Origin of the sequence: Kribbella sp. VKM Ac-2568 (assembly GCF_004345365.1) — a bacterium.
GTDB classification, from domain to species: domain Bacteria; phylum Actinomycetota; class Actinomycetes; order Propionibacteriales; family Kribbellaceae; genus Kribbella; species Kribbella orskensis.
Genome location: NZ_SLVF01000010.1, coordinates 36,904 through 59,041, shown reverse-complemented (window position 1 = coordinate 59,041; position 22,138 = coordinate 36,904). Strand labels below are relative to the sequence as shown.

The window sequence follows — 22,138 nt, the reverse complement described above, 5'->3', positions numbered from 1 at the left end:
GACTAGGACAGGGGGTGGCGAGTGGTAGATCTCGCGAACCTGAGAGATCCGGTCGTGATCGCCGCGTTCGAGGGTTGGAACGACGCGGCCGAGGCGGCCACCGGAGCGGTCGACCACCTGATCGAGGAGTGGGATGCGGAGCTCGTCACCGCGATCGACCCCGAGGACTACTACGACTTCCAGGTGAACCGGCCGCAGGTCAACTTCGACGACGAGGGCATCCGGCGGCTCACCTGGCCGACCACCCGGGTCTTCCTGGCCCGTCCCGAGGACACCGACCGCGACGTGCTGCTGATCCGCGGCATCGAGCCGAACATGCGCTGGCGGGGCTTCTGCCGCGAGCTGCTCGAGCTGGTGGACGAGTCGAACGCACAGCTGGTCGTCGTCCTCGGCGCCCTGCTCGCCGACTCCCCGCACACCCGGCCGATCCCGGTCAGCGCTTCCTCGTCCGACCCGGAGCTGACCGCGTCCTGGAGCCTGGAGCCGTCGACGTACGAGGGCGCGACCGGCATCACCGGCGTCTTCGCCGACCTGTGCAGCACCCTCGGCGTACCGTCGGTCTCGATCTGGTCCGCGATCCCCCACTACATCGCCGGCACCCCGTGCCCCAAGGCCTCCCTCGCCCTGCTCGGCAAGGTCGAGGCCCTGCTCGACCTCCCGATCCCCGAAGGCGACCTCCCGGAACTGGCCCGAGCCTGGCAACGAGGCGCCGACGAACTCAGCGAGGAAGACCCCGAGGTCGCCGAGTACGTAGCCTCCCTGGAGGAACAACGCGACACCACCGACCTCCCCGAAGCCAGCGGCGACGCCATAGCCGCCGAATTCGAACGCTACCTCCGCCGCCGCAACACCGACCGCCCCGACTAACGCTGTACCCCCGTACCTCGGCCGCCTGCTGCCGGGAGATCCGCCTTGCCACGAGCGGAGGTGGGGTCACCGGCACAGGGCGCGGGCGGTTCCAACGGCATAGGCGGAGGTGCTGCCACCGGCATGGGCGGAGGTGCTGCCACCGGCATGGGCGGAGGTGCTGCCACCGGCATGGGCGGAGGTGGTTGCGTCCCCGGGCTGCGTGATCGTGCTAGTCGGGGTGGTGTGCACCAGTGAGCGCCTTCGGCGTCCCTTCGGGATCGGAACAAGTTCCGACTCTGGACCCACACCACCCCGACCAGGGAAGGAACGCAGCTATCCCGGAGCCGCTCAGAGGTGTGGCGACAAGGCCCGGGATGCTCCTCCGCCAGACGCTCGGGGAGTTGCCTTGCTTGGAAGCTCGGGGAGCTGCCTCGCCCGGAAGTTCGGGGTGTTCCTTTGCGCGGAGGGGAAGCGGGACTCCCGAAACCGGCACCTTGTGCACCAGCCCGAGCTGAGCAGATCCCGGCGACCCGGACACTCAACCGGTGCACAAAGTGCGGGCTCAGACACCAAGTCGCGACCCCGGACACGACATGACCTGTCCCAGCTCCCCACACGGTGTCCGAGGTCCCCACCACCGCACCGCCACCGGCGGTCACACCCCCGAAAAGGTGTCCGCGGTCCCCACAACTGCACGGCACCTGTGCCGCCGGCGGACCCGGGCCTGCGATCGGCCTCCCGATGACGGGTTGTCCGGCCACTGGCGCCTTACAAGCCGCCAGTGGTCGAACGACCTGCCAGTGGTCGAACAACCCGCCAGCACCAGCCCCCGAATCGGGCACAACCACCACCCACCGGGACGAAAACCCATCCCCGGGGGCCGCTGGCGTACCGACGGACCGGAAGTAGTCGCTACACATACCACCCCGACGCGCCACCCACGCCTGGAACCTCCGCGACCGGCCCAGTACTACCTGTCGGTCCGTACACCCACCCCGAAAGCACCACCCCGGACCGGCTCAGACCTCTGCGCGGGATCCGCGTAGCTGCGTCCTTCCCTGGTCGGGATGGGGTGGGTCAAGAGTCGAAACTTGTTTCGATCCCGAAGGGACGCGGAGCGCTCTTGACGCACACCAGCACGACTAGCACCATCACGCAGCGGAGCCCGCGAACCACCCGCATCCGTTGCCGGGCGAACCACCCGCACCCATGCCCGACGAACCACCCGCGCCTGATGTCCGGCGTACCACCCGTCCGGCGTACCGGCGTACCGGCGTACCGGCGTACCGGCGAACTGTATTAGAGCTTGATCCCCAGCAGGGCGTCGACGGCCTCGGCTACCAGCGCCGGGGCGGTGGTGTCGTCGCCGTTGGTTTCCGACCACTGGTCGATCGCCGCCAGGGCGGCCACGGTGTCCAGGTCATTGGTCAGCGCAGCGCGGAGCGCGTCAACCGCGGCGGCCCCGTCAGGACCCGAGCCGCGGGTGACAGCGCCGCGCCAGACGTCCAGGCGCTCCTGTGCGGCCAGCAGATCGGACTCCGTCCAGAACCAGTCAGTGCGGTAGTGGTGCGCGAGCAGGGCGAGGCGGATCGCCATCGGGTCGGTGCCGGCCTGGCGTTCCTTGGAGACGAGGACCAGGTTGCCCTTGGACTTCGACATCTTCTCGCCGTCGAGGCCGACCATGGCCTGGTGGACGTAGGCGCGGGCGAAGGGGTGCTTGCCGGTCGCGCACTGGGCCTGGCTCGCGGACATCTCGTGGTGCGGGAAGATCAGGTCGGATCCGCCGCCCTGGACGTCGATCGTCATGCCCAGGTACTTCAGCGCGATCGCCGAGCACTCGATGTGCCAGCCGGGCCGGCCGCGGCCGAGCTTGGAGTCCCAGGCCGGTTCGCCGGGGCGCTCGTGCAGCCAGAGCAACGCGTCGAGCGGGTCGCGCTTGCCCTCGCGGTCCGGGTCGCCGCCACGCTCGGCGAACAACTCGCGCATGGTGTCCGCGTCGTAGTTGGAGACGCTGCCGAAGGCCGGGTCCGCCTTGACCGCGAAGTACAGGTCGCCGTCGACGGAGTACACAGCGCCGGCCTGCTGCAGTTCGGCGATCTGGTCGACCACGAGCGGGATCGACTCGACCACGCCGACGTACTCCTGCGGCGGGATCACCCGGAGCGCGGTCATGTCGTCGCGGAAGAGCTGGATCTCGCGGGCGGCCAGATCGGTCCACTCGACGCCGGTCGCGGTCGCGCGCTCGAGCAGCGGGTCGTCGACGTCGGTGATGTTCTGGGTGTAGTGCACCTCGTAGCCGGCGTCGCGCCAGAGCCGGTTGATCAGGTCGAATGTGACGTACGTCGCAGCGTGGCCCATGTGGGTCGCGTCGTACGGCGTGATGCCGCAGACGTACATCCGCGCCGGGCCATCCGTGCCTGGCGGTACCTCGACGGGCCCCGCGGACGCCGTGTCGTAGAGGCGAAGACGCCGGGCCGGCCCGGGTACGACCGGGATTTCTGGTTTCGTCCACGCCTGCATGGGATGGAGCCTATCCAGTCAGCAATTTCGCGACACGACGGCCGTCTCAAGACTCGCCGGATCCGCCTCTTCCGTCACGCCCCGGCGCCACCGACGACCTAGAAAGCGGGCCACGGTATGGCGGGCCACTCGTCGCTCGGGAACGGGAAGGTGCCGGTCTTCAGGAGCTGGGCGCACCGCTCGCGGGTCGCGGTGAGCTCGACGGCCGTGATCAGCTCGTTCAGCTCGGCGCCCAGCTTCCCGGCGAGCTCGTCCGCTAGCTTCCGCACGTCCTCCAGCAGCTGGGCCGGAACCGCAGTACCGGCCCAGCCCCACAGCACCGTGCGGAGCTTGTCGTCGGCGTTGAAGGTGACCCCGTGGTCTACACCGAACACCCGGCCGTCGCCCGGATCGAGCACATGCCCGCCTTTGCGGTCGGCATTGTTGACGATGGCATCGAACACCGCCATCCGCCGCAGGGCGTCGTTGTCGGCGTGCACCAGCGTCACAGGGTTGTGCCGGCCGTCGAGCGCGTCGAACACCCCGACCCAGCCCTTCGGCACCCGGCCCTGCGGCACGATGTCGACCAACTCGGTCTGACCCGGCGGCAGTTCCGCCTCGTCGATCCAGAGCTGGACCATGCCCTCGCCGAGCGGCCCGTCGCGCAGCAGCGTCGGCGGTACCACGTTCCAGCCGAGCGCCTCCGACACGACGTATGCCGCGTACTCGCGCTGGGCCAGCGTGCCGTCGGGGAAGTCCCACAGCGGCCGCTCGCCATCGACTGGCTTGTAGACCACGGTCGCGGACTGGTCGCCGGCGCTGACGGATCCCTGGAAGGTGCCGTTGGAGGCGGCGACGAGCCGTCCGTGCAGGGCGAGTTCCCCGCTGCGGAGCAGGTCGAGATCGATCATTCGCGGACGTGCCTGCGGTAGCCGTTGGCGCGCGGGCAGATGTGCCCCTCCGGGTCGATCGGGCGGCCGCAGAACGGGCAGCTCGGCCGGCCGGACGCGACCAGCGCGACGGCCCGGCGGGCGAACGCGCGGGCCTGCTCCTCGCTGATCCGGACGATGAACACCTCGGCGTCGTCGGACTCCATCGCCGCCGTGACCGGGTCGGTCTCCTCCAGCTCGGCCGGATCCGCGGCCACCACCGCGAAGACCTCGATCACCACCTTCTCGGCGTCGGCCTCCCAGGCCAGCGTCATGGTGCCGGCCCGGAACTCCTCCTCGATCGGCTGCTCGAGCGGGTCGGTGTCGTCCATCCCGACCGGCGTGGACGGCTCCCGGTCGAACCGCCGGGCCACCTCGTCCAGCATCACGTCGAGCCGCTCCGCGAGCGCCATCACCTGTTCCTTCTCACAGGCCACCGAGGTCAGCCGGGCACCCGCCCGGGCCTGCAGGAAAAAGGTCCGGGCACCGGGTTCTCCCACGGTGCCGGCGACGAACCGGTCCGGATCGTCATACGAATGCACTACGCGCGCCATGTCAGAAACCCTATTACCGTCCGCCGACGACCGCGTCGGAGGACTGTGCGCTGGACTGTACGGCGGACTTCCGGCGGTGGCCTTTCGCCGGCGTCTCGGGCTTCGGGACCAGTGAGGCCAGCTCGCTGCCAGAGTCGTTCAGGCGAACCAGGAACGGCCTGGTCGCGGTGTAGGTGATGATCGTCGTCGAAGCGGTGTCGACGACGATCCGCTGGAACGTGTCGAGGTGCTGCCCGAGCGCGTCGGCCACGATCGCCTTGATCACGTCGCCGTGCGAGACGGCCACCCAGAGAGCGCCGGGCCCGTGGCTGGCGGCGAGCGCGGCGTCGTGCGCGCGGACGGCATCCACCGCGCGCTGCTGCATCGCCCGCATCGACTCGCCGTTGGGGAACGTGACGGCCGACGGGTGCTGCTGGACGACCGGCCAGAGCGGGTCCTTCATCAGCCCGCTCAGTTTCTTGCCGGTCCAGTCGCCGTACCCGCACTCGGTCAACCGGCGATCAGTTGCCGGACGCAACGCTTCGTGGTGCTTCGCGATCGCGGCCGCGGTCTGCTTGCACCGGTCGAGCGGCGAGGTGACGATCGCGGCGAGCGGCAACTCCGCGAGCCGCTCCCCCACCGCGGCGGCCTGCTGGAGGCCCACCTCGTCGAGCTTCACCCCTGGGGTCCGGCCGGCGAGGACACCGGAGGTGTTGGCACTGCTACGGCCGTGCCGGACCAGAATCACCGTGGGCATAGACCGCACGGTATCCGGTCGGCACAAGTCCCGTGCACAAGATCTCACCAGCCGACGACGGCAAGCGCAGTACAGCTCACCCCGCTGACGGCGGCGCGAACCCCGGAGAGCGGAGTACGCGGCGACCGGCCGGGCGCCGGTGCGATCATGGACGGGTGATCGTCGACTGCGGTGTCTACGCCGGTGGTGAGCGGCAGGACCTGCCCCGCGACCCGGAGACGGTCGCGCAGGCCATCGACGACGACGGCAGATGCTTCGGCTGGGTCGGCCTGCACGAACCGTCCGCCGAGGAGATGAGCCGGGTCCAGGAACTCTTCGACCTGCACCCCCTCGCCGTCGAGGACTCGCTCAAACCGCACCAGCGCCCCAAGGTCGAGCGGTTCGGCGAATCGATCGTGGTCGTGCTGCGCACCCTCTGGTACGTCGACGAGGGTGACGCGGTGGAGACCGGCCAGGTCAGCGTCTTCGTCGGCAAGCGGTACGTCGTCACCGTCCGGCACGGCGAGGGCGCTCCGCTGGCCACCGCCCGGCACGAACTCGAGGAGCGCGCCTCGATCCTCGGGCACGGCCCGGCGGCGGTGCTCTGGGCGATCTGCGACTCGGTCGTCGACGGCTACGAGACGGTCGCCGAGGCGGTCGAGATCGACGTCGACGAGGTGGAGGCGTCGGTCTTCTCCTCCGAGCGCACCAACGACGCCGAGCGGATCTACACGCTGAAGCGCGAGGTGCTCGAGATGCTCCGCGCGATCGTCCCGCTGCGTGAGCCGATCGGGTCCTTCGCCCGCGCCGAGATCCCGCTGATCAGCGCCCAGGCCGCGCCGTTCTTCCGCGACGTCGCCGACCACGTGAACCGCGTCGCCGACCAGACCGAGGGCCTCGACGCGCTGCTCAGCTCCGCTCTGAGCGCCCATCTGGCCCGCGTCTCGGTACAGCAGAACGACGACATGCGCCGGATCTCGGCCTGGGTCGCGATCGCCGCCGTCCCGACCGCCCTGGCCGGCATCTACGGGATGAACTTCGACAACATGCCCGAGCTGCGCTGGTACTACGGCTACTTCGCCTGCCTGGCCCTGATGGCGGCCGTCTGCAGCGTCATGTACGCCGGCTTCCGCCGCGCCGGCTGGCTCTGACCAGCCGACGCGGCGTCCGCAGTACTGCGGACGCCGTGCAATGCGGCTCGCAGTACTGCGGGGCCCAACGTCAGGTGGCGGTGATGGTGCTGGTCGCCAGCAGGATCAGGATCACCACGCCGAGCAGGATCCGGTAGAAGGCGAAGATCTCGATGGAGTGCTTGGCGACGAAGCGGAGCAGCCACGCGACCGAGGCGTAGCCGACGATAAAGCTGACGAGCGTGCCGACGAGGACCGGGGCGAGCCCGACGTCACCGCCGAGGGCGTCCGGCAGTTCGAAGACGGCCGCTCCCACCAGGGCCGGAATGCCCAGCAGGAAGGCCATCCGGGTCGCGGCGACCCGATCCAGGCCGCGGAACAGACCGCCCACCAGGGTGGCGCCCGAGCGGGAGACACCGGGGATCAGCGCGAGGCACTGGACCAGGCCCATCACGATCGCGTCGGTCAGGGTGAGCTTCTCCAGCGGGCGGCTCTTGCTGCCCAGGCGCTCCGCCGCGACCATGAAGAACGACCACACGATCAGCGATCCCGCGACCCACCACAGGCTGCGCAGCGGTCCGGCGATGATGCCCTTCGCGAGGAACCCGACGATGCAGATCGGCAGCGAGCCGACGATCACGAACCAGCCCATCCGGTGGTCGAACTCACCGCGGTACTCCGGCTTGCGCAGGCCGCGGAACCATCCGACGGCATACCTGCGGATCTCCTTCCACATGAACAGCACCACGGCCGCGATCGCGCCGAACTGGATCACCGCGGTGAACGCGGTGATGGCCGGGTCGTCGATCTGCTGGCCGAGCATCTTCGACGCGATGGTGAGGTGGCCGGTACTCGAGACGGGCAGGAATTCGGTCAGACCCTCGACGATGCCGAGGATGATGGCGTCCCAAATCGTCATGGAGGTCAGTCACCGATCCCGGCGAGCTCGAGGGCCTCGGCGACCACCCGCAGGGTGTCGATCCGCTTCTCCACTGTCGGCTCGAACGGGGTGATCGCGAGCGTGGTCGTGCCCGCCTCGGCGTACGCCGTGAGCTTGTCGGCGATCCGCTCCTTGCCGCCGAGCAGCGAGACCGAGTCGATGAAGTTCTGCGGTACGGCGGCCATCGCCTCGCGGTGCTTCTTCGCCAGGTAGAGGTCCTGGACCTCCTTGGCCGCGTCGGCGTACCCCATCCGGACAGCCAGCGCGTTGTAGAAATTCTTCTCCCGGCTGCCCATCCCACCGATGTAGAGGGCCGTGTAGCCACGCACGGGGTCGGCGCAGGCGGCGATGTCGTGCCCGACCACGGTGGGCACCGACGCGACGACGTCGAAACCCTCCAGACCGAGCTCGGGCTGACGGACCTGGCGGCCCGCCCTGATGTGCTTCAACTGCTCTCCCAGGTACGAGGGTTCGTTGAGGATGCCGAGCCAGCCGTCGGCGATCTCGCCGGCCAGCTCGAGGTTCTTCGGGCCGACGGCGGCCAGGTAGACCGGCACGTGGTCGCGGACCGGCCGGATGGTCAGCTTGAGCGCCTTGCCGGGCCCGTCGGGCAACGGCAGGGTGAAGTGGGAGCCCTCGAACGCGACGGTCTCGCGGCGCAGGGCGGAGTTCACGATCGCAACGTACTCACGCGTCCTGAGCAACGGCTGAGAGAAGCGGACCCCGTGCCATCCGTCGGACACCTGCGGCCCCGACACGCCGAGACCGAGCCGGAACCGGCCGTTCGAGAGCTTGTCCAGCGTCGCGGCGGTCATCGCGGTCATCGCCGGCGTCCGGGCCGGGATCTGGAACACGGCGGCGCCTACGTCGATGGTGGAGGTCTGGGCGGCGATCCAGCTCAGCAGCGTGGCGGCGTCCGAGCCGTACGCCTCCGCGGCCCAGGTGACCGAGAACCCGAGCGCCTCGGCCTCCCTCACCACCCTCAGATGATCCAGATGGTCGTCGCCACCGAGGACGAAGCCGATGTTGAGTCCGAGTCGCATGACAGGCGAGCCTAACGAGCCGTTGTCGGTGGCCCGCAATAGGCTCGGTACATGCAGCAGCGCTATCTCGGTCACAGCGGTCTGACGGTGAGCAGGCTCGGCCTGGGCACCATGTCCTGGGGCCGCGACACCGACGAGCACGAGGCCCGCGAGCAGCTCGCGGCCTTCGTCGCTGCCGGCGGCACCCTGGTCGACACCGCAGCGGCGTACGGGGACGGCGACAGCGAGCGGCTGATCGGTTCGCTGCTCGGCGACGTGGTGGACCGCGACGACCTGGTGATCGCGACCAAGGCCGGCTTCAGCGTCCGCCGCGGCGAGCGGATCACCGACACCTCACGCGGCGCCCTGCTCCGCGATCTCGAGGGCTCCCTGCGCCGGCTGAACGTCGACTACATCGACCTGTGGCAGCTGCACACCTGGTCCGACGACGTGCCGCTAGAGGAGACCCTGTCGGCGCTGGACCACGCGGTGAACTCCGGCAAGGTCCGGTATGTCGGCGTGTCGAACTACGCGGGCTGGAAGTCGGCCCGGGCGGTCACCTGGCAGCAGGCATGGCCCGGCCGCGCAGTACCGGTGTCGAACCAGGTGGAGTATTCGCTGCTCGCCCGGGACGCGGAGGCGGACGCCATTCGAGCGGCGGGCGGCCTCGGCATCGGAGTACTGGCGTGGTCGCCGCTTGGGCGCGGTGTGTTGACTGGGAAGTACCGGACGGGCATTCCCGCGGACTCGCGAGCGGCGTCCCAACATCTGTCGAGATTCGTCGACCCCTACCTGGACGGGCGAGGTTCGGGCATCGTGGAAGCGGTAGCCAGGGCCGCTGACGGCCTCGGCTGGACCCCGCTCGAGGTGGCGCTCACCTGGGTCAGGGACCGGCCGGGGGTGACAGCGGCCATCGTCGGAGCCCGGACGGCGATGCAACTGAAGTCGGTTTTGGGTGTGGAAGAACTCACTCTGCCGCCGGCCATCGTGGCGGCGCTGGAGGACGTTTCGTGAGGTAGAGAAGGTTCCGGAGGGTTCGGAGGTGCGGATGGCTGAATACGAGCTGCAGCAGTTCGAGGTGTCCAGGACGGAGTCGCGCGGAGCCGTGCGGCGATTGCTCACCGAGCACGCCGAGTACGGCGGCTGGGAGCTCGCCCGGCTGAGGCGCTACCCCGACGGCACCAGGCGGGTCTGGCTACGCCGCCGCATCATCAAGGTGATGCGGACTTTTTAGGGTCCAGCTGCCCAGGTACTGCGGTCCTGGCCAGCAGGTCGCCGAGCTCGGTGCGGTGGTAGAGGACGGAGCGGCCGGTGCGGGTTCGACCGACCGCGCCCGCGTCCCGCAGTACCGCCAGGTGGTCTCCGACCGTGCCCAGCCCGAGGCCGAGGACCGCGACCAGCTGGCTCGTGCTCGCCGGGCTCTCCAACGCCCGCAGGACCGCCGCACGATTCCCACCGATCAACCTGTCGATCCCACCCGGTACTGCGCTCTCCTGCGCCTGGGCCGTCCCCCTGGCGGGGTAGACGACGGCATAGGCCCGTGGCGGGTCGATGCAGAGCCAGCCGCTGTCGAGTGTGCACGGGACCAGCAGCAGCTGGGCGTCAGCCAGCACACGGGTCGGGTAGTCGTGCCGATTGACCTCCAGCTGTCCTCTCCCGAGCCAGCGGACAGAGGGTCCAAGGCCGTCCAGCGCTCGGCTCCAGCCATAGGCGGCGAGCAGTCCGGCCCGCTGCACGATGTCCCGCTCGAGCACCGCCCGACGTCGCGGCCAGTCGGGAGCGAGCACAGACGTCCAGACCTCCTCGAGCACGTCCGCGACCCGCTCCGCCAGATCCGGGTGGTCCAGTGCTCGCGGCAGGCGGCCACCAGCGGCCGTGGTGAGATCAGACCGCGCTTCCTCCGGCCCAACGGTCCGTACTGCGGCCAGCTCGTCAGCGAAGGTGGTCCGCATCCCGCCTGAAGGCGGCCTGGTGAAGAAGTCGGGCAGCCAGCCGGTGGTCGTCAGCAGCGTCACCAGGGCGTCCACCAGTGGGTCGGCGGCTCGGAGCTTGCTGACCTTGCTCTGGTGCTCGTCGATCCAGCCGGCCAGCCAGGCGGGTCGTTTGAGGCCGCTGAGCATGATCAGCGCGCTGACGGTCTCCACCATCGGCGACACCGCGAACCGGGCCGTCGCGAGGTTGTCAGGACTCACCTTCAGAATGGTCATCGTTTCGTCTCCTGGCGAAACAGTAGCTCTTGGGTGGGCGTCTGGCTCAACCTCGGCGGGTGCGTACTTATCGCGAACTGTTCACCGTCTCCGAGTTCCGGGTGCTCTTCGCCGGCGGAGCCACTTCCGTCGCGGGATCGACCATGCAGATGCTGGCGCTCTCCGCTCTCGTCTACGCGACCACCTCGTCGCCGCTGCTGGCCGCGCTCGCCTATCTCGCCGGCTTCGCTCCCCAGGCTCTCGGAGCAGCCACCTTGCTCTCCTGGGCCGACCGGGTACCACCGCGCGGCTTCCTGGCGGCCTGGGACTGCGTGCGCGCGGCTGGTGCTCTGCTGCTGGCCGCTAAGGTGCTGCCCGTCTGGGGGATCTTCGCCCTGATCATGTCCCTCGGCGTTGTCGACGCGGTCGCCTCCGCGGTGCGTACCGCAGTACTGGTGGATGTACTGCCGCGGGACGGGTATGTGCTGGGCAGGTCGGTACTCAACATCACGGTCGGCGCGATGCAGATCGTCGGCTTCGGAGTCGGCGGCACCTTGCTGGCTGCAGTCGGGCCCCGAGCCGCCTTGCTCGTCAGTGCGGAGCTCGCCCTCGCCACAGCGCTGGTGACCCGGCTAGGGCTGCGGCCCAGAGCACCCAAGGCAACCGGCGCCGCAACCATCCGCACCACCACAGACGGCAACAAGCGCCTACTCGGCGACCGCACTACCCGCTCGCTGCTGCTCGCCCAGTGGATCCCCAACGGACTCATAGTCGGCGCCGAGGCCCTGTTCGTCCCGTACGCCGGCGACGCGGCCGGCGCGCTCTTCGTAGCGGCAGCAGCGGGCATGCTCGTTGGGGACATCGTGTTCGGCCGCTGGGTACCTCGCGACCTCCGCAACCGCCTGGTGATCCCACTACGGCTGCTACTCGCCGCGCCCTATCTACTGTTCCTGCTGGAGCCTGCGGTGTCGGTCGCGGTGGCTGCCGTGGGGGTGGCGTCCATCGGTTATGCGGCGTCGCTGGCCCTGCAGGACCAGTTCCTGGCTGTAGTCCCCGAGGAACTGCGAGCCCAAGGCCTCGGCCTGGCGGGCAGCGGCATGATGACCGCCCAAGCCCTCTCCGCCACAGTCGTCGGACTGGGCGCCGAACTCTCCACCCCAGCCATCTCCATCGCCGGCGCCGCCGTCCTGTCCCTACTGGTGACCGCCGCCCTCGCGCCAGGTCTGAGAGTCCGCACGAGGGTGCCCCTCTGACCTCCGCTCCGGCGTGTGCCCACCGCGGCTGGCTAGCGGCTTGCACCCGGAAGCGGTGGCTCTTTCAGTGCTCGCCGAGGAGGGCGGCGATGAGCTCACGGCGGCTGCCGACGCCGACCTTGTCGTACGCGGCACGGACGTGCTCCTGCACGGTGTGCGGCGACAGGTGCAACTCATCGACGATCTGCCGGGTCGAACGGCCTCGGAGTACCAGCGTCGTCACCCGCTGCTGGGCCGGGGTCAGGCCGTGCACGTCGAGCAGCAAGGAGCCGAGCTGGGTCGGGTTGGCCGGCTCGATCACGACAGCGGTCTGCTCCGTCGCTCCTCGCAGGATCGACGCGTGGACCGCGATCCAGCGCCCCGCGCGGCTGCGCAACTTCAGCACCGGCGCGGAGACGCCGATCGGCAACTCGTGAAGTCGTCGCAACTGGGCGGCGGCCGCCCGGACCGCAACAGGCAGCTCACTGCGCCGGGACCAATCCTGGTCATCCAGTTCAGCCAGCCAATGCTCGGCCTCAGGGCTGATCGACACGACGGCGAGGTCTGCATCCAGGAGGACGACGCCAGGCCCAGGCCGCGGTGTGGCACCCAGGTCCATGGCGGGCAGCGGCTTGCCGCCACCAAGACTTCGTCGCAGCCCCTCGGCAAGGTGAGGTCCGAGCCTCCGAACCACCGCCAAGTCTCTTTCACTGAAGCCCGCAGTCGCATCCTCCCGGTGAAGGCAGATCACACCCCAGCAGCGGCCGCCCGAGGGCAGCGCGGCGCGGAGCTCGTCACCCAGGCCCAGCGGAGCCATCACCTCGACGGATCGTGCGCTGCAGCCCTGCGGCCACGGGTCGCGTGGTCGAGCGAGCTGACCGGATCGGCGGAGTCCGCCAGTACCGCGAACTTGTTGACATCGGTCCGGCCGAACTCGTTGGCCAGGAACGCCCTCGTCACCGCTCGGAGCGGATCGTCCGCGGTCGCCGAGGTGAACAGCAGGGTGGCCGGGTCCACGGTGGCGAAGAAAGCCGCGTCGACGGTGAGGATGCCGTGGAGCCGGGCGAGTACCTCGGCCCGCAGCTCTCCGGTCTCCAGTCCCGCGTAGCAGCGGCGGATCAGGACATCCAGACGGTCCGCACGAGCGGCCATGGCCTCGATGCTACGCCGAGCGATTTCCGACCGGACCGAGCTCACGTCGGACCGAGGCTGAGCCGGAGCAAGGTCACGCCGAGCGAGATTGCGCCGGGCACGGTTACGCCGGGGTGAGGCCGAGCTGGCGGAGCAGGCCGAGGTCGTCCAGCCGGCCCCACCGCTCGACGATGACCCCGTCCCGGAGACGGAAGATGTTGATGCCCGGCAGGCTGACGGTCCGGCCGGTCGGCGCCACCCCCATCACCTCGCCGCGGTGGGTGCCCCCTGCCGTGAAGCGCTCGACCACGATGTCGCCCTCGGCAACCAGTTGGTGCATCTCACTGTGCCAGTCGGGGAAGCCCGCTCGCATCATCGCCCCAGCCGCGCGCATGCCTTCGCGGTCGGCCGGGACCCCGAACGGCGGGTCGTGGTTGACGAAGTCCTCGGCCAGGTAGGTGTCCACCGCGCCAAGATCCCCGTTGGTGAACAGGCCGTCGATGAAGTCCCGGACCGTGGCCTTGTTCTGCTCTGCGGTGTGCCCTGTGGCGTGCGCTGTGTCCTGCTTTGTCGATGTCATGGAACCGATCGTCGGCCGCCACCGGCGTGCGGGGTACCCCGACTAGTTGGGGTATGTCAGAGGTCGTGGCGGACCCAGACGTTCGGCTCGACGTACACGGCGTTGTTGTGTTTGACGGAGCAGCGGACCGGCGCCAGAGCCTGCGGTACGACGACGTCGCCGTCCTGGTCGAACGGCAGACCGGTCCACTCGCGCCAGTCCGCGAGCGTGCCGGCGACCACCATCGACGTCGGCGCCACCTTGATCACCTTGCCACCGGCCTTGACGTGCACCCGGAGCCACGCGTCGACGGGCAACCCGTCCCCGCGGACCTGCTGGACGTACTCCGTCATCGGCTGGTGCGCGTCTTCCTTGGCGTTCGGCCGGACCGGCGCGTAGAGCGTCTGATGGCCCTTCACCTTCACGGCCTCCCGCATCGCCTGGAGCATCAGGTGAGAGAGTCCCCGACCGAGGTGAGTCGGCCGGATCACGATCTCGAGCGCGCTCGACACATTCCCTTCGTGACCACGTCGCTCGTCGGCCATCCCCCACACCAGCACGCGGTCCCACCCGCCGTCCGGCAACTCCCGACGATGCTCATTCGGGAACACGAACGGGATGCTCGCACCGTGGCCGATCAGCTCATCGCCGTCGGTCGCCACCAGGCACTGCTCGGGGAAGAGGTCGTAGACCCGGACGAGCAGCGAGTTGCCGATCGGGTCATGCAGGATGAACTCCGGCCAGCCACCCTCGAAGTCGGCCAGCCGGTCACCCAGTTCAGGCCGCTCGGCCAGCGTGCTGATCACGATCTCGGACATGGTCCGCAGTCTGGCAGGACGCGGTCTCGCGCGCAGCCCTGTTTCTGCTCGCCACCACGACGCCGATCGCCACGGCACCCGTCAGCAAGCCCGAGCCGATCAACGTGTGCTCGGCTCCGACCACCGCGATCACCGGACCGCCGATCAACAGGCCGGCCGAACTGCTCGCGTTGACGACCACCGACTGCCCCGACAACAACGCCCGCCGCTCGGCTCCTGCGGAGGTCCTCGTGATCTGCAACGAGATCGCCGCGATCCCCAGCACCACAGTCACTCCCGACAACCCACCCAGTACTGCGACCGCGGCCGGCGTGGTCCACACCCCCATCCCGATCCAGCACAACCCCATCAGCGCCCAAGCGACCCCAGCCAGCGGCACCGGCGCAAACCTCCGGACCACCGCCAGCGAGATCATCGTCCCGACCACGGAGCCGATCCCGTACCCGGACATCCCCGCCGCCAGGTAGACCCCCGGCTGCCCGCGCTCCGCGCCGATCACCGACAACCCCAGCGTGAACGAGAACCAGGTCAGACAACCTGCACCTCGGGCGATCCATCCGTAGAGCACGTCCTGCCGCCCCACCAGACTCCCCCGGATGGACGGCACCCCCCGGGTCGCCGGAGAGCGCTCCCCCACGATCCCCACCGCCAACATCCCTGCCCCGAGGACCGCGGCAGCCTCCACCCACAGCAACTCCTCGGTCAGGCCGACGCCTACTGCCAGCGCGCCGATCACCGGCCCGACCACCATCCCCACCCGCCGGACCCCGTCCTGCCACATCAGCAACGCCACCGCCCGATCTCGCCTCACCGGGTCTCGCACTTCCTTGTCCCAGCTGTCTCCTGTGTCGGCGAGCAGCGCACTGCGGCCCGGGGTGGAGAGCGCTTCACCGCAGCCGAGCAACAGACCGCTGAGGATGAGCACACCCGCATGCAGCAGCCCGAAAGCAGCGGCCGCCGGCACCATCGCCAAGGCGATCGCCTGAACAGCCGCGACCACCGCGAGCCGGCTCCCGGAGTCGACCCACTGCCTCGCCCGGCGCGCCCACCAGGGCGACAGCAACACCGGGATCCCGGACGCACCGCCCGCCAATCCGGTGGCCGCCACCGAGCCCGTCTCCTGCAATACCACCAAAGGCAACGCCACCTGCGCGACTCGGAACGCCAGATCCGCGGAACCACCGCCTGCCAACAAGAACAACGCATCCCGACGAGCTCTCACACCTTCGATCCTCGGCCTGCGGACGGCCATTTGGTAGCCAGCAGCAACTAGCAGCCGGCCATAGGGTGTCCCTATGGCTTCATCACCTTCCGTCGAGGACCTCCAGCTGGTGCTGGCGATCAGCCGGACCGGCTCGGTCGGCACCGCCGCCCGGGAACTGCGCATCTCCCAGCCGTCCGCTTCTCAGCGTCTGGCCCGCCTCGAACGCACCTGCGCCACCCAGTTGTTCCTCCGCGACACCCGCGGCGCCAGACCGACCCCGGCCGGCCACGAGCTCGCCCGCCGCGCCGAGCACATCCTCGGCCACCTCGAGGAGGTGTACGACGCCACCCGGGCCGCCGCCACGGGCAGGCGACTGGTCGTCGGCACGTTCGCCAGCCTCGCGCCGATCCTGTTCCCGGTCCTCGACGCGGAACTGGCCGACCTCGACCTCGAGCAGCAGGTCGACCACGGCCAGCAGCTCGTCGCATTCGTTGCCGAAGGCACCATGGACGCGGCCTTCATCGCGATCGCCGACCAGATGGTGCTGCCTCGCGGTACGGTCGCCCGCCCGGTCGGCCGGGACGAACTCGTGCTCTTCGCACCTCCCGGTGTCGCTCCACCCGGGAAAGGCAAGCTGCCGCTCAGAGAGCGCGATCTGCCGTTCTCGACCTACGACCGCGGCGGCGACGAGGTCCGCTCCCGGCTGATCGCCCTGGGCGCCAACGCCCGCCGGGGTGTCACCCTCAGCACCACCGTCGCGATGGCCCGTCGCCGCTCCCAGCTCGCCCTGATCCCCCGGAGCGCGCTCTCCCACGAACTCCGCCCGGGCGAGCGACTGATCCCGGCCTCGTTCCGCTACCGCCTCACTCTCAGCCTGGTGACCGGACCCACCCCACCGGACCGCCTGCTGGCACTGCTCCCCCAGCTGCGTGAGTCCCTTCATCTGACCCCGGTCCGAAAGACCCCGGTACGACACTGAACGGCAATGTCCGGGCTATTCTGCGATGGCCCCGACGGGTGGATACTGCGCAATGCAGGGGTGTATTCGCCCGAGGGGGAAACATGTCAGTACCAGCCAACTCCGCCGTCAAGACCTACCGCTATCTACGCCTCGCCATGATCGCAATGATCGGCCTGCTGGTCACCTCATTGGTGATCGAATGGTGGAACACCGGCCCTTCCTGTCTGCAGACCTCGATCAGCGCCTACTACTACACCCCGGCGCAGGCGATCTTCGTCGGCACGCTGATCACCATCGGCGCCTGCATGGTGATCCTGAAGGGCAGCACCGAACCGGAGGACATCCTGCTGAACGTGGCCGGGATGCTGGCCCCAGCGGTCGCCCTGGTACCCACGCCGGGCGAGGGCACCTGCCGGTCGGTGCCGGCGACGTTCGGCGACCCGTCGGCGAACATCGCCAACAACATGCTGGCCCTCTACATCATCGGCGCGCCCTGCCTGGTGCTGACCGCGGTCCTCGTGCTCAGGAACAAGCCGGAATTCAAGTATCTGGCCGGACTGGCGGTCGCGGCGGCGGTCTTCGTCGGTGGCATCGTGTGGTTCTTCTGGAACCGCGAAGGATTCGACGAAGGAGCCCATTACACAGCGGCGCTTGCGATGTTCATCTGCATCATCATCGTCGTCATCGTGAATGCCCGGCAGTATCACCGCAAACCCGCGACCGGGGCGAAGCCGTCAGCCCGTAACCCGTACGCCGTGATCGCCGTGGCGATGGTGGTCGCGCCGCTCCTGCTCGCGGCTTACAAGTGGGTCTTCGGCTGGGACCACGCCGTGCTGTGGATCGAGGGTGTGCTGATCTTCCTGTTCGCACTGTTCTGGATCAGCCAGACCAAGGAACTGTGGAACGAGGGGCTCCGCGAGGACGTCGGCCCGCAGCAACAGCCCGGTACACCGGACCAGCCGAGCCCGGCGTACCGCAGTACGAGCTAGAACCGCACTCCGGCTAGAACCGCCGCGGCCGTTAGAACTGCACGCCGCGGGTCAGGGCGCCGTCCACGACCAGGTTGGTGCCGGTGACGAAGCTCGCGGCGGGGCTCGCCAGGAAGACCGCCGCGCGGGCGATCTCCTCGGGCCGCGCCATCCGGCCGGTCGGGTTGAGCGCGAGGGCTTCCTTGTAGAACTCGGGGTTGTTCTGCTCGATGTTCTCCCAGACACCACCCGGGAAGTAGGTGTTGCCGGGCGAGATGGTGTTGGCGCGGATGCCCTTGGCCGCAAGCTGATACGCGAGGCCCTGGGTGTAGTGGACGATCGCAGCCTTGAAGGTGCCGTACGCTCCGGCGGCGAAGTCGATCTCGCGGCCGGACACGCTCGAGACCGTGACGATCGCCGGCGCCTGGCTCTGTTCCAGGAACGGCATCGCGGTCGTGACGAGGCGGACGGTGCCCATCATGTCCACGTCGAAGCTCTGCTTCCAGAACTCCTCACCCTCTCCGATCGCCAGCGCGCTGACGTTGGACACGATGATGTCGATGCCACCCAGCTCGGCCGCGGTGTCGGTGACCCAGGTGGTGAGTGCCTCCCCGTCACCTACGTCCAGGGCGCGGCCGGTGACCGACGCGCCGTCGCTTCGCAGCTTTTCCTGGGTCGCGGTGACGTCGGCCTCGGTACGCGCGCAGAAGGCCACCGACACGCCCTCGGCGGCGAGCCCCTCCACGATCGCGTGGCCGATCCCCTTGGTACCGCCGGTCACCAGCGCACGCAGCCCGGCCAGCTGAAGATCCATGGTCCTCGACCTCTTCCGATCCGTCGGAGCAGTTTGGTGCCATCCTCAACTTTCCCTCCGTCCCGCCGCAAGGGAGTCAGCGACGCGGCGTACGACGAGATCCAGTCGCGGGGGCCCGGAGTACAGGGGTAGGGCCGGCGCGGCCCGCAGTACCGGTCAGGCCTCGTCGAAGAAGCGGTCCAGGACGCGGGAGCCGAACTCCAGGGACGCCGTCGGCACGCGCTCGTCGATGCCGTGGAACATGCCCATGAAGTCCAGGTCCGGCGGCAGCTGCAGCGGTACAAAGCCGAAGCAGCGGACGCCGAGGCGGGACCACGACTTCGCGTCCGTGCCACCCGACATCAGCAGCGGCGCGGTCCGGCTCTGCGGGTCCTCGGCCGCTAGGCATGCCTTCATCGTCTCGACCAGCCGACCGTTGAACTCGGTCTCCAGCGCGATGTCCTCGATCACCGTCTCGCGCTGCACCTTGTCGCCGAGCAGCTCGTCGATCGTGGCGAAGAACTCCTCCTCGTGCCCGGGCAGGAACCGTCCGTCGATGTGCGCCTCAGCGTCGCCGGGGATGACGTTGACCTTGTATCCCGCGTTCAGCATCGTCGGGTTCGCGGTGTTGCGGATCGTGGCGCCGAACATCCGGCTGAAGGTGCCGAGCTTGGCCAGCGTCTCGGTCATGTCCTCGGGGTCGAGCTCGGTACCGAGCACCTCCTCCAGCGTCTTCAGGAACTCCTTCACCGTCGGCGTCAGCCGCAGCGGCCACTCGTGGTTGCCGATCCGGCTCACCGCCTCGACCAGGTTCGTCACCGCGTTGTCGTTGTTCACCATCGAGCCGTGGCCGGCGGTCCCCCGGGCCTTCAGGCGCATCCAGTTCATGCCCTTCTCGGCCGTCTCGATCAGGTAGAGCCGCAGATCGTCCTTCAACGTCAGCGAGAACCCGCCGACCTCGCCGATCCCCTCGGTGCAATCAGCCACCGTGTCGGGGTGGTTCTTGATCAGCCACTGCGCGCCGTACAGGCCGCCGGCCTCCTCGTCCGCGGTGAACACCAGCCGCACGGGCCGCCGCGGCTTCACCCCGGCCCGCTGCCGCGCCCGGACCACCGACAGCACCATCGCGTCGAAGTCCTTCATGTCGACCGCGCCCCGCCCCCAGACGCACCCGTCGAAGATCTCCCCGGCGAACGGATCGACCTTCCAGTCCTTCGGATCCGCCGGTACGACGTCCAGGTGGCCGTGCACGAGCAGCGGGTCAGCGGACTGGTCTTCCCCCTCCCAGTGCGCCACCAGACTCGCCCGTCCCGGTTCGGATTCGTAGATCGTGGACTCGATCCCGACCTCGTCCAGCTTCGCCGCGACGTACTCCGCGGCGTCCCGCTCCCCGTTGCTCTTCCCGTTGCCGTAGTTGGTGGTATCGAACCGGATCAGGTCCCTGCACAGCTCCACCACCTCCGCATCCGGGCTGTACGACGGTCGCTCACTGACAGTCACAGAAGTCATGCCCCCATCCTCTCCCGCCCCGATGTGAATTTCACCCGTGGGGTTTGCTAAGGTTCTCCGGTCGGCGCCACTAGGGGCAGACACCACTCGTCCGGGTGGCGGAATAGGCAGACGCGCTAGCTTGAGGTGCTAGTGCCCTTTACGGGGCGTGGGGGTTCAAGTCCCCCCTCGGACACCGACCTTAACCACATGCGTGGTTGGGTTCATGGAGACCTCGGCCACCTTTTCTCGGTGGTCGAAGGTGATCGCGAGATCGAGGGCCTTGTAGAGATCAGCAAGGTCCCCTCGATCCGCTCGATCGAGTACCTTCCTCATGTCACCGAGTTCAGCGATCATCTCGCGGACTTCATTCGCACTGAGCCGTTCTGTTACCTCGATCGCATCCATTCCCGCCTGGGCGGCACGTTTCTCAGCGACTGCGGCGTTGTACTGACTCGTCAGCTGCTCAGGGTCCCATCCAGCCTCGAGCGCCCGCTGCAGCCGCGCCATCTCGGCCTCCGCCGCGCCGATCCGACGCCTGAAGGCAGCCTCCGCCACCTCGGCCGGATCCGGCCCTTCCTGAGACCCCACCAACGCAGCCACGGTGCTCTCCAGATTCCGCGGGCTGAACAGTCCACCGATCCACCGGTTCACCTCAGTGGTCAGGTGATCCTCCCGCAGGTAGACAGTCGGAGGATGATCCAGCAATTCCCGAGCGCCGGGAACCAAGGTTCGTGCGGCGCAGCGATAGAACGTCGCATGAGAACGCTTGGCACCTTCCATCTTGCGACCACACTCTGCGTGCCTGATCGCGCCGCGGAACAAGTAGGTCGGCGCCGCCACCACTCGCGTCCGATTCGGCGACGACCGGCCGGCACGGCTGGCACCCGCTCGGGCGCGCAGTTCCAACTGCACTCGCGTGAAGTCTTCTATCGAGACGATCGCCGGGTGGGCCGGCTCGCGTGACCGCACGACCTTTGACTGCGCTGACCGCCTGAATCGCACGACATGTCCAGCCGCGACGTCGTCCGGGTTCAGCAACTCCTCGACCTTCTGCCAGCGCCCGTAGATCGCGAAGCCTGTGTAGCGAGGGTTGTCGAGAATCGCCCTGACCGTCGAAGATTGCCATCCATCACCAGTTCGATGACGGTTCTGACTCGGCGTATGAGCCGACGGACAAGGAATCCGCTCGCGGTTCAGCAGATGCGCGATGGCCTTGTGCCCCATCCCCTCGAGGAACAGCGCAAAGATCCGCTCAACCACTGGTGCCGCAACCTCATCGATCTCCAGCACCCGCAGTCGGTATCCCTCCTGAGCCTTCCGGGGATTCGGATGAGGGCCGGCGTCAACCACCCGGTAGCCAAACGGCGCGCGTCCACCCTGGTGCTTCCCATCGATCAGCACTTGAGCGGCCATAGCGGCCCGCACCCGGCGCTGTACATGCTGACGCTCGCTCTTCGACAGGCCGCCAGTGATCGTCATCGCCATGTCGTGCACGGTGTTCTCAGGATCGAACCGACCACCAAGACTCGGAATCCACAGCGACGCCCCGTACCGATCGAACTTCGGCCACGTCAAACTGAACTGATTGCCGAACCAGCACCGAGTCGCCTCCCCCACCACCAGCCCATCCCAGCCCCGGTTGGGATCCTTCAGCGCACTCAGAACCAGACTGGCCTGAGTGCGCCGCTCCCAGGGCAACGATCGCGACTGACCGATATCGAAGTACTCGGCAACGATCTGCCCACCCAACGGCTCAACGAACCGCGCAGCCTCCCCCAACTGCCAAGCATGAGACGTCCGCGGATCCTGATTGTCCTCAGTCGAACAGCGGCCATAGAACGCAAGCCGGCCGACGCCGTCTGCACCACCCGAAACCTCTGCAAGCGCCTCCAGACCCAACAAATCATCAAGCGCCGCCCACTGTTCGTTGCCCTCGTCGCTCAAGATGCTGTCCCCTTCGACTGCCCTGCCGCATCGTCACCGTGTCCCGTCTCGCCATTCCTACAACAATCCGGCACAGCACACGAGCAGCCTGTGGACAAAGCACCGGAACCTCCTCCGGAACAGACACCTCCACCGCCGGCGCAGCGCGAAGCTCCCCACCAACCTCCTCCGACCCGCGCCCGGCTCCCACACCTACTCAACGTCTGACAGACA

22 protein-coding genes and 1 tRNA gene are annotated in these 22,138 nt (G+C 68.6%); 8 read left to right on the top strand and 15 right to left on the bottom strand.

Going from position 1 to position 22,138, the window contains the following annotated elements:
* The first annotated feature begins 21 nt into the window (after positions 1–21).
* Positions 22–867, top strand: a complete 846-nt coding sequence (locus EV648_RS27680) for a PAC2 family protein (RefSeq protein WP_132297925.1) — start codon at positions 22–24, stop codon at positions 865–867.
* A gap of 1,281 nt (positions 868–2,148) precedes the next feature.
* On the opposite strand, the gene mshC is transcribed toward EV648_RS27680, so the two are convergent.
* The 4 genes from mshC to EV648_RS27660 form a co-directional block, all read right to left on the bottom strand.
* A complete protein-coding gene (gene mshC / locus EV648_RS27675) occupies positions 2,149–3,369 on the bottom strand; it encodes a cysteine--1-D-myo-inosityl 2-amino-2-deoxy-alpha-D-glucopyranoside ligase (RefSeq protein ID WP_132297923.1) in 1,221 nt (406 codons plus the stop codon).
* Positions 3,370–3,467: 98 nt separating this feature from the next.
* Positions 3,468–4,259: an SCO1664 family protein gene (locus EV648_RS27670; RefSeq protein ID WP_132297921.1), complete on the bottom strand. Its 792-nt coding sequence runs from the start codon at positions 4,257–4,259 to the stop codon at positions 3,468–3,470.
* Positions 4,256–4,831: a DUF3090 domain-containing protein gene (locus tag EV648_RS27665; RefSeq protein ID WP_132297919.1), complete on the bottom strand. Its 576-nt coding sequence runs from the start codon at positions 4,829–4,831 to the stop codon at positions 4,256–4,258. Before EV648_RS27665 ends, EV648_RS27670 begins: the two co-directional genes overlap by 4 nt.
* A 13-nt stretch (positions 4,832–4,844) precedes the next feature.
* Positions 4,845–5,567 carry a histidine phosphatase family protein gene (locus EV648_RS27660; RefSeq protein WP_132297917.1) on the bottom strand — a complete coding sequence of 241 codons (723 nt, stop codon included), beginning with the start codon at positions 5,565–5,567 and terminating at the stop codon, positions 4,845–4,847.
* Positions 5,568–5,722: 155 nt separating this feature from the next.
* On the opposite strand from EV648_RS27660, the gene corA reads away from it, so the two are divergent.
* Positions 5,723–6,697 carry a magnesium/cobalt transporter CorA gene (gene corA / locus EV648_RS27655; RefSeq protein WP_132297915.1) on the top strand — a complete coding sequence of 325 codons (975 nt, stop codon included), beginning with the start codon at positions 5,723–5,725 and terminating at the stop codon, positions 6,695–6,697.
* Positions 6,698–6,767: 70 nt separating this feature from the next.
* Here the strand turns inward: corA and EV648_RS27650 are convergent, their stop codons facing one another.
* Positions 6,768–7,595, bottom strand: a complete 828-nt coding sequence (locus tag EV648_RS27650) for an undecaprenyl-diphosphate phosphatase (protein WP_132297913.1) — start codon at positions 7,593–7,595, stop codon at positions 6,768–6,770.
* Positions 7,596–7,600: 5 nt separating this feature from the next.
* Positions 7,601–8,659 carry an LLM class F420-dependent oxidoreductase gene (locus tag EV648_RS27645; protein ID WP_132297911.1) on the bottom strand — a complete coding sequence of 353 codons (1,059 nt, stop codon included), beginning with the start codon at positions 8,657–8,659 and terminating at the stop codon, positions 7,601–7,603.
* A gap of 51 nt (positions 8,660–8,710) precedes the next feature.
* Here EV648_RS27645 and EV648_RS27640 point away from each other — a divergent pair, with 51 nt between their 5' ends.
* Together EV648_RS27640 and EV648_RS27635 are read left to right on the top strand one after the other, a co-directional pair.
* Positions 8,711–9,652 (top strand): aldo/keto reductase, encoded by a 942-nt coding sequence (locus tag EV648_RS27640; protein WP_132297909.1) that lies wholly within the window; start codon positions 8,711–8,713, stop codon positions 9,650–9,652.
* A 34-nt stretch (positions 9,653–9,686) separates the two neighbouring features.
* Positions 9,687–9,872, top strand: a complete 186-nt coding sequence (locus EV648_RS27635) for a DUF5703 family protein (RefSeq protein ID WP_132191327.1) — start codon at positions 9,687–9,689, stop codon at positions 9,870–9,872.
* On the opposite strand, the gene EV648_RS27630 is transcribed toward EV648_RS27635, so the two are convergent.
* Entirely contained in the window at positions 9,850–10,845 is a 996-nt protein-coding gene (locus tag EV648_RS27630; protein WP_132297906.1) for a helix-turn-helix transcriptional regulator, read from the bottom strand. The two genes, EV648_RS27635 and EV648_RS27630, sit on opposite strands and share 23 nt — an antisense overlap.
* 59 nt (positions 10,846–10,904) lie before the next feature.
* Between EV648_RS27630 and EV648_RS27625 the strand changes: the two genes are divergently transcribed.
* Positions 10,905–12,077: an MFS transporter gene (locus EV648_RS27625; RefSeq protein ID WP_132297903.1), complete on the top strand. Its 1,173-nt coding sequence runs from the start codon at positions 10,905–10,907 to the stop codon at positions 12,075–12,077.
* A gap of 64 nt (positions 12,078–12,141) precedes the next feature.
* Here EV648_RS27625 and EV648_RS27620 read toward each other — a convergent pair whose 3' ends face one another.
* From EV648_RS27620 to EV648_RS27605, 5 genes are all read right to left on the bottom strand, one after another.
* Complete coding sequence (locus EV648_RS27620) at positions 12,142–12,873, bottom strand: LuxR family transcriptional regulator (RefSeq protein ID WP_241995672.1); 732 nt, start codon at positions 12,871–12,873, stop codon at positions 12,142–12,144.
* On the bottom strand, positions 12,873–13,208 hold the full coding sequence (locus EV648_RS43415) for a hypothetical protein (protein ID WP_199234863.1): 336 nt from the start codon (positions 13,206–13,208) through the stop codon (positions 12,873–12,875). Before EV648_RS43415 ends, EV648_RS27620 begins: the two co-directional genes overlap by 1 nt.
* A 103-nt stretch (positions 13,209–13,311) precedes the next feature.
* Positions 13,312–13,767 carry an ester cyclase gene (locus EV648_RS27615; protein WP_132297900.1) on the bottom strand — a complete coding sequence of 152 codons (456 nt, stop codon included), beginning with the start codon at positions 13,765–13,767 and terminating at the stop codon, positions 13,312–13,314.
* Between the two features lie 56 nt (positions 13,768–13,823).
* The gene (locus tag EV648_RS27610) at positions 13,824–14,564 is read right to left on the bottom strand and encodes a GNAT family N-acetyltransferase (RefSeq protein ID WP_132297896.1); all 741 of its coding nucleotides are present in this window, start codon (positions 14,562–14,564) and stop codon (positions 13,824–13,826) included.
* Positions 14,524–15,786: an MFS transporter gene (locus EV648_RS27605; RefSeq protein WP_132297893.1), complete on the bottom strand. Its 1,263-nt coding sequence runs from the start codon at positions 15,784–15,786 to the stop codon at positions 14,524–14,526. Before EV648_RS27605 ends, EV648_RS27610 begins: the two co-directional genes overlap by 41 nt.
* A 73-nt stretch (positions 15,787–15,859) precedes the next feature.
* Between EV648_RS27605 and EV648_RS27600 the strand changes: the two genes are divergently transcribed.
* Both EV648_RS27600 and EV648_RS27595 read left to right on the top strand, forming a co-directional pair.
* Positions 15,860–16,747: a LysR family transcriptional regulator gene (locus tag EV648_RS27600; RefSeq protein ID WP_132297890.1), complete on the top strand. Its 888-nt coding sequence runs from the start codon at positions 15,860–15,862 to the stop codon at positions 16,745–16,747.
* An 83-nt stretch (positions 16,748–16,830) separates the two neighbouring features.
* Complete coding sequence (locus tag EV648_RS27595) at positions 16,831–17,718, top strand: hypothetical protein (protein ID WP_132297887.1); 888 nt, start codon at positions 16,831–16,833, stop codon at positions 17,716–17,718.
* Between the two features lie 31 nt (positions 17,719–17,749).
* Here EV648_RS27595 and EV648_RS27590 read toward each other — a convergent pair whose 3' ends face one another.
* Entirely contained in the window at positions 17,750–18,511 is a 762-nt protein-coding gene (locus EV648_RS27590; RefSeq protein WP_132297884.1) for an SDR family NAD(P)-dependent oxidoreductase, read from the bottom strand.
* Between the two features lie 156 nt (positions 18,512–18,667).
* Complete coding sequence (locus tag EV648_RS27585; protein WP_132297881.1) at positions 18,668–19,999, bottom strand: M20/M25/M40 family metallo-hydrolase; 1,332 nt, start codon at positions 19,997–19,999, stop codon at positions 18,668–18,670.
* An 89-nt stretch (positions 20,000–20,088) separates the two neighbouring features.
* Here EV648_RS27585 and EV648_RS27580 point away from each other — a divergent pair.
* Positions 20,089–20,174: transfer RNA gene (locus EV648_RS27580), tRNA-Leu, on the top strand.
* On the opposite strand, the gene EV648_RS27575 is transcribed toward EV648_RS27580, so the two are convergent.
* Entirely contained in the window at positions 20,156–21,925 is a 1,770-nt protein-coding gene (locus EV648_RS27575; RefSeq protein ID WP_199234862.1) for a recombinase family protein, read from the bottom strand. The two genes, EV648_RS27580 and EV648_RS27575, sit on opposite strands and share 19 nt — an antisense overlap.
* Positions 21,926–22,138: the final 213 nt, after the last annotated feature.

Coding starts and splice junctions, on each gene's coding strand:
- mshC (WP_132297923.1), bottom strand. CDS start 3,369: ATGCAGGCGTGGACGAAACCAGAAATCCCGGTCGTACCCGGGCCGGCC.
- EV648_RS27670 (WP_132297921.1), bottom strand. CDS start 4,259: ATGATCGATCTCGACCTGCTCCGCAGCGGGGAACTCGCCCTGCACGGA.
- EV648_RS27665 (WP_132297919.1), bottom strand. CDS start 4,831: ATGGCGCGCGTAGTGCATTCGTATGACGATCCGGACCGGTTCGTCGCC.
- EV648_RS27660 (WP_132297917.1), bottom strand. CDS start 5,567: ATGCCCACGGTGATTCTGGTCCGGCACGGCCGTAGCAGTGCCAACACC.
- EV648_RS27650 (WP_132297913.1), bottom strand. CDS start 7,595: ATGACGATTTGGGACGCCATCATCCTCGGCATCGTCGAGGGTCTGACC.
- EV648_RS27645 (WP_132297911.1), bottom strand. CDS start 8,659: ATGCGACTCGGACTCAACATCGGCTTCGTCCTCGGTGGCGACGACCAT.
- EV648_RS27640 (WP_132297909.1), top strand. CDS start 8,711: ATGCAGCAGCGCTATCTCGGTCACAGCGGTCTGACGGTGAGCAGGCTC.
- EV648_RS27635 (WP_132191327.1), top strand. CDS start 9,687: ATGGCTGAATACGAGCTGCAGCAGTTCGAGGTGTCCAGGACGGAGTCG.
- EV648_RS27630 (WP_132297906.1), bottom strand. CDS start 10,845: ATGACCATTCTGAAGGTGAGTCCTGACAACCTCGCGACGGCCCGGTTC.
- EV648_RS27620 (WP_241995672.1), bottom strand. CDS start 12,873: ATGGCTCCGCTGGGCCTGGGTGACGAGCTCCGCGCCGCGCTGCCCTCG.
- EV648_RS43415 (WP_199234863.1), bottom strand. CDS start 13,208: ATGGCCGCTCGTGCGGACCGTCTGGATGTCCTGATCCGCCGCTGCTAC.
- EV648_RS27615 (WP_132297900.1), bottom strand. CDS start 13,767: ATGACATCGACAAAGCAGGACACAGCGCACGCCACAGGGCACACCGCA.
- EV648_RS27610 (WP_132297896.1), bottom strand. CDS start 14,564: ATGTCCGAGATCGTGATCAGCACGCTGGCCGAGCGGCCTGAACTGGGT.
- EV648_RS27600 (WP_132297890.1), top strand. CDS start 15,860: ATGGCTTCATCACCTTCCGTCGAGGACCTCCAGCTGGTGCTGGCGATC.
- EV648_RS27595 (WP_132297887.1), top strand. CDS start 16,831: ATGTCAGTACCAGCCAACTCCGCCGTCAAGACCTACCGCTATCTACGC.
- EV648_RS27590 (WP_132297884.1), bottom strand. CDS start 18,511: ATGGATCTTCAGCTGGCCGGGCTGCGTGCGCTGGTGACCGGCGGTACC.
- EV648_RS27585 (WP_132297881.1), bottom strand. CDS start 19,999: ATGACTTCTGTGACTGTCAGTGAGCGACCGTCGTACAGCCCGGATGCG.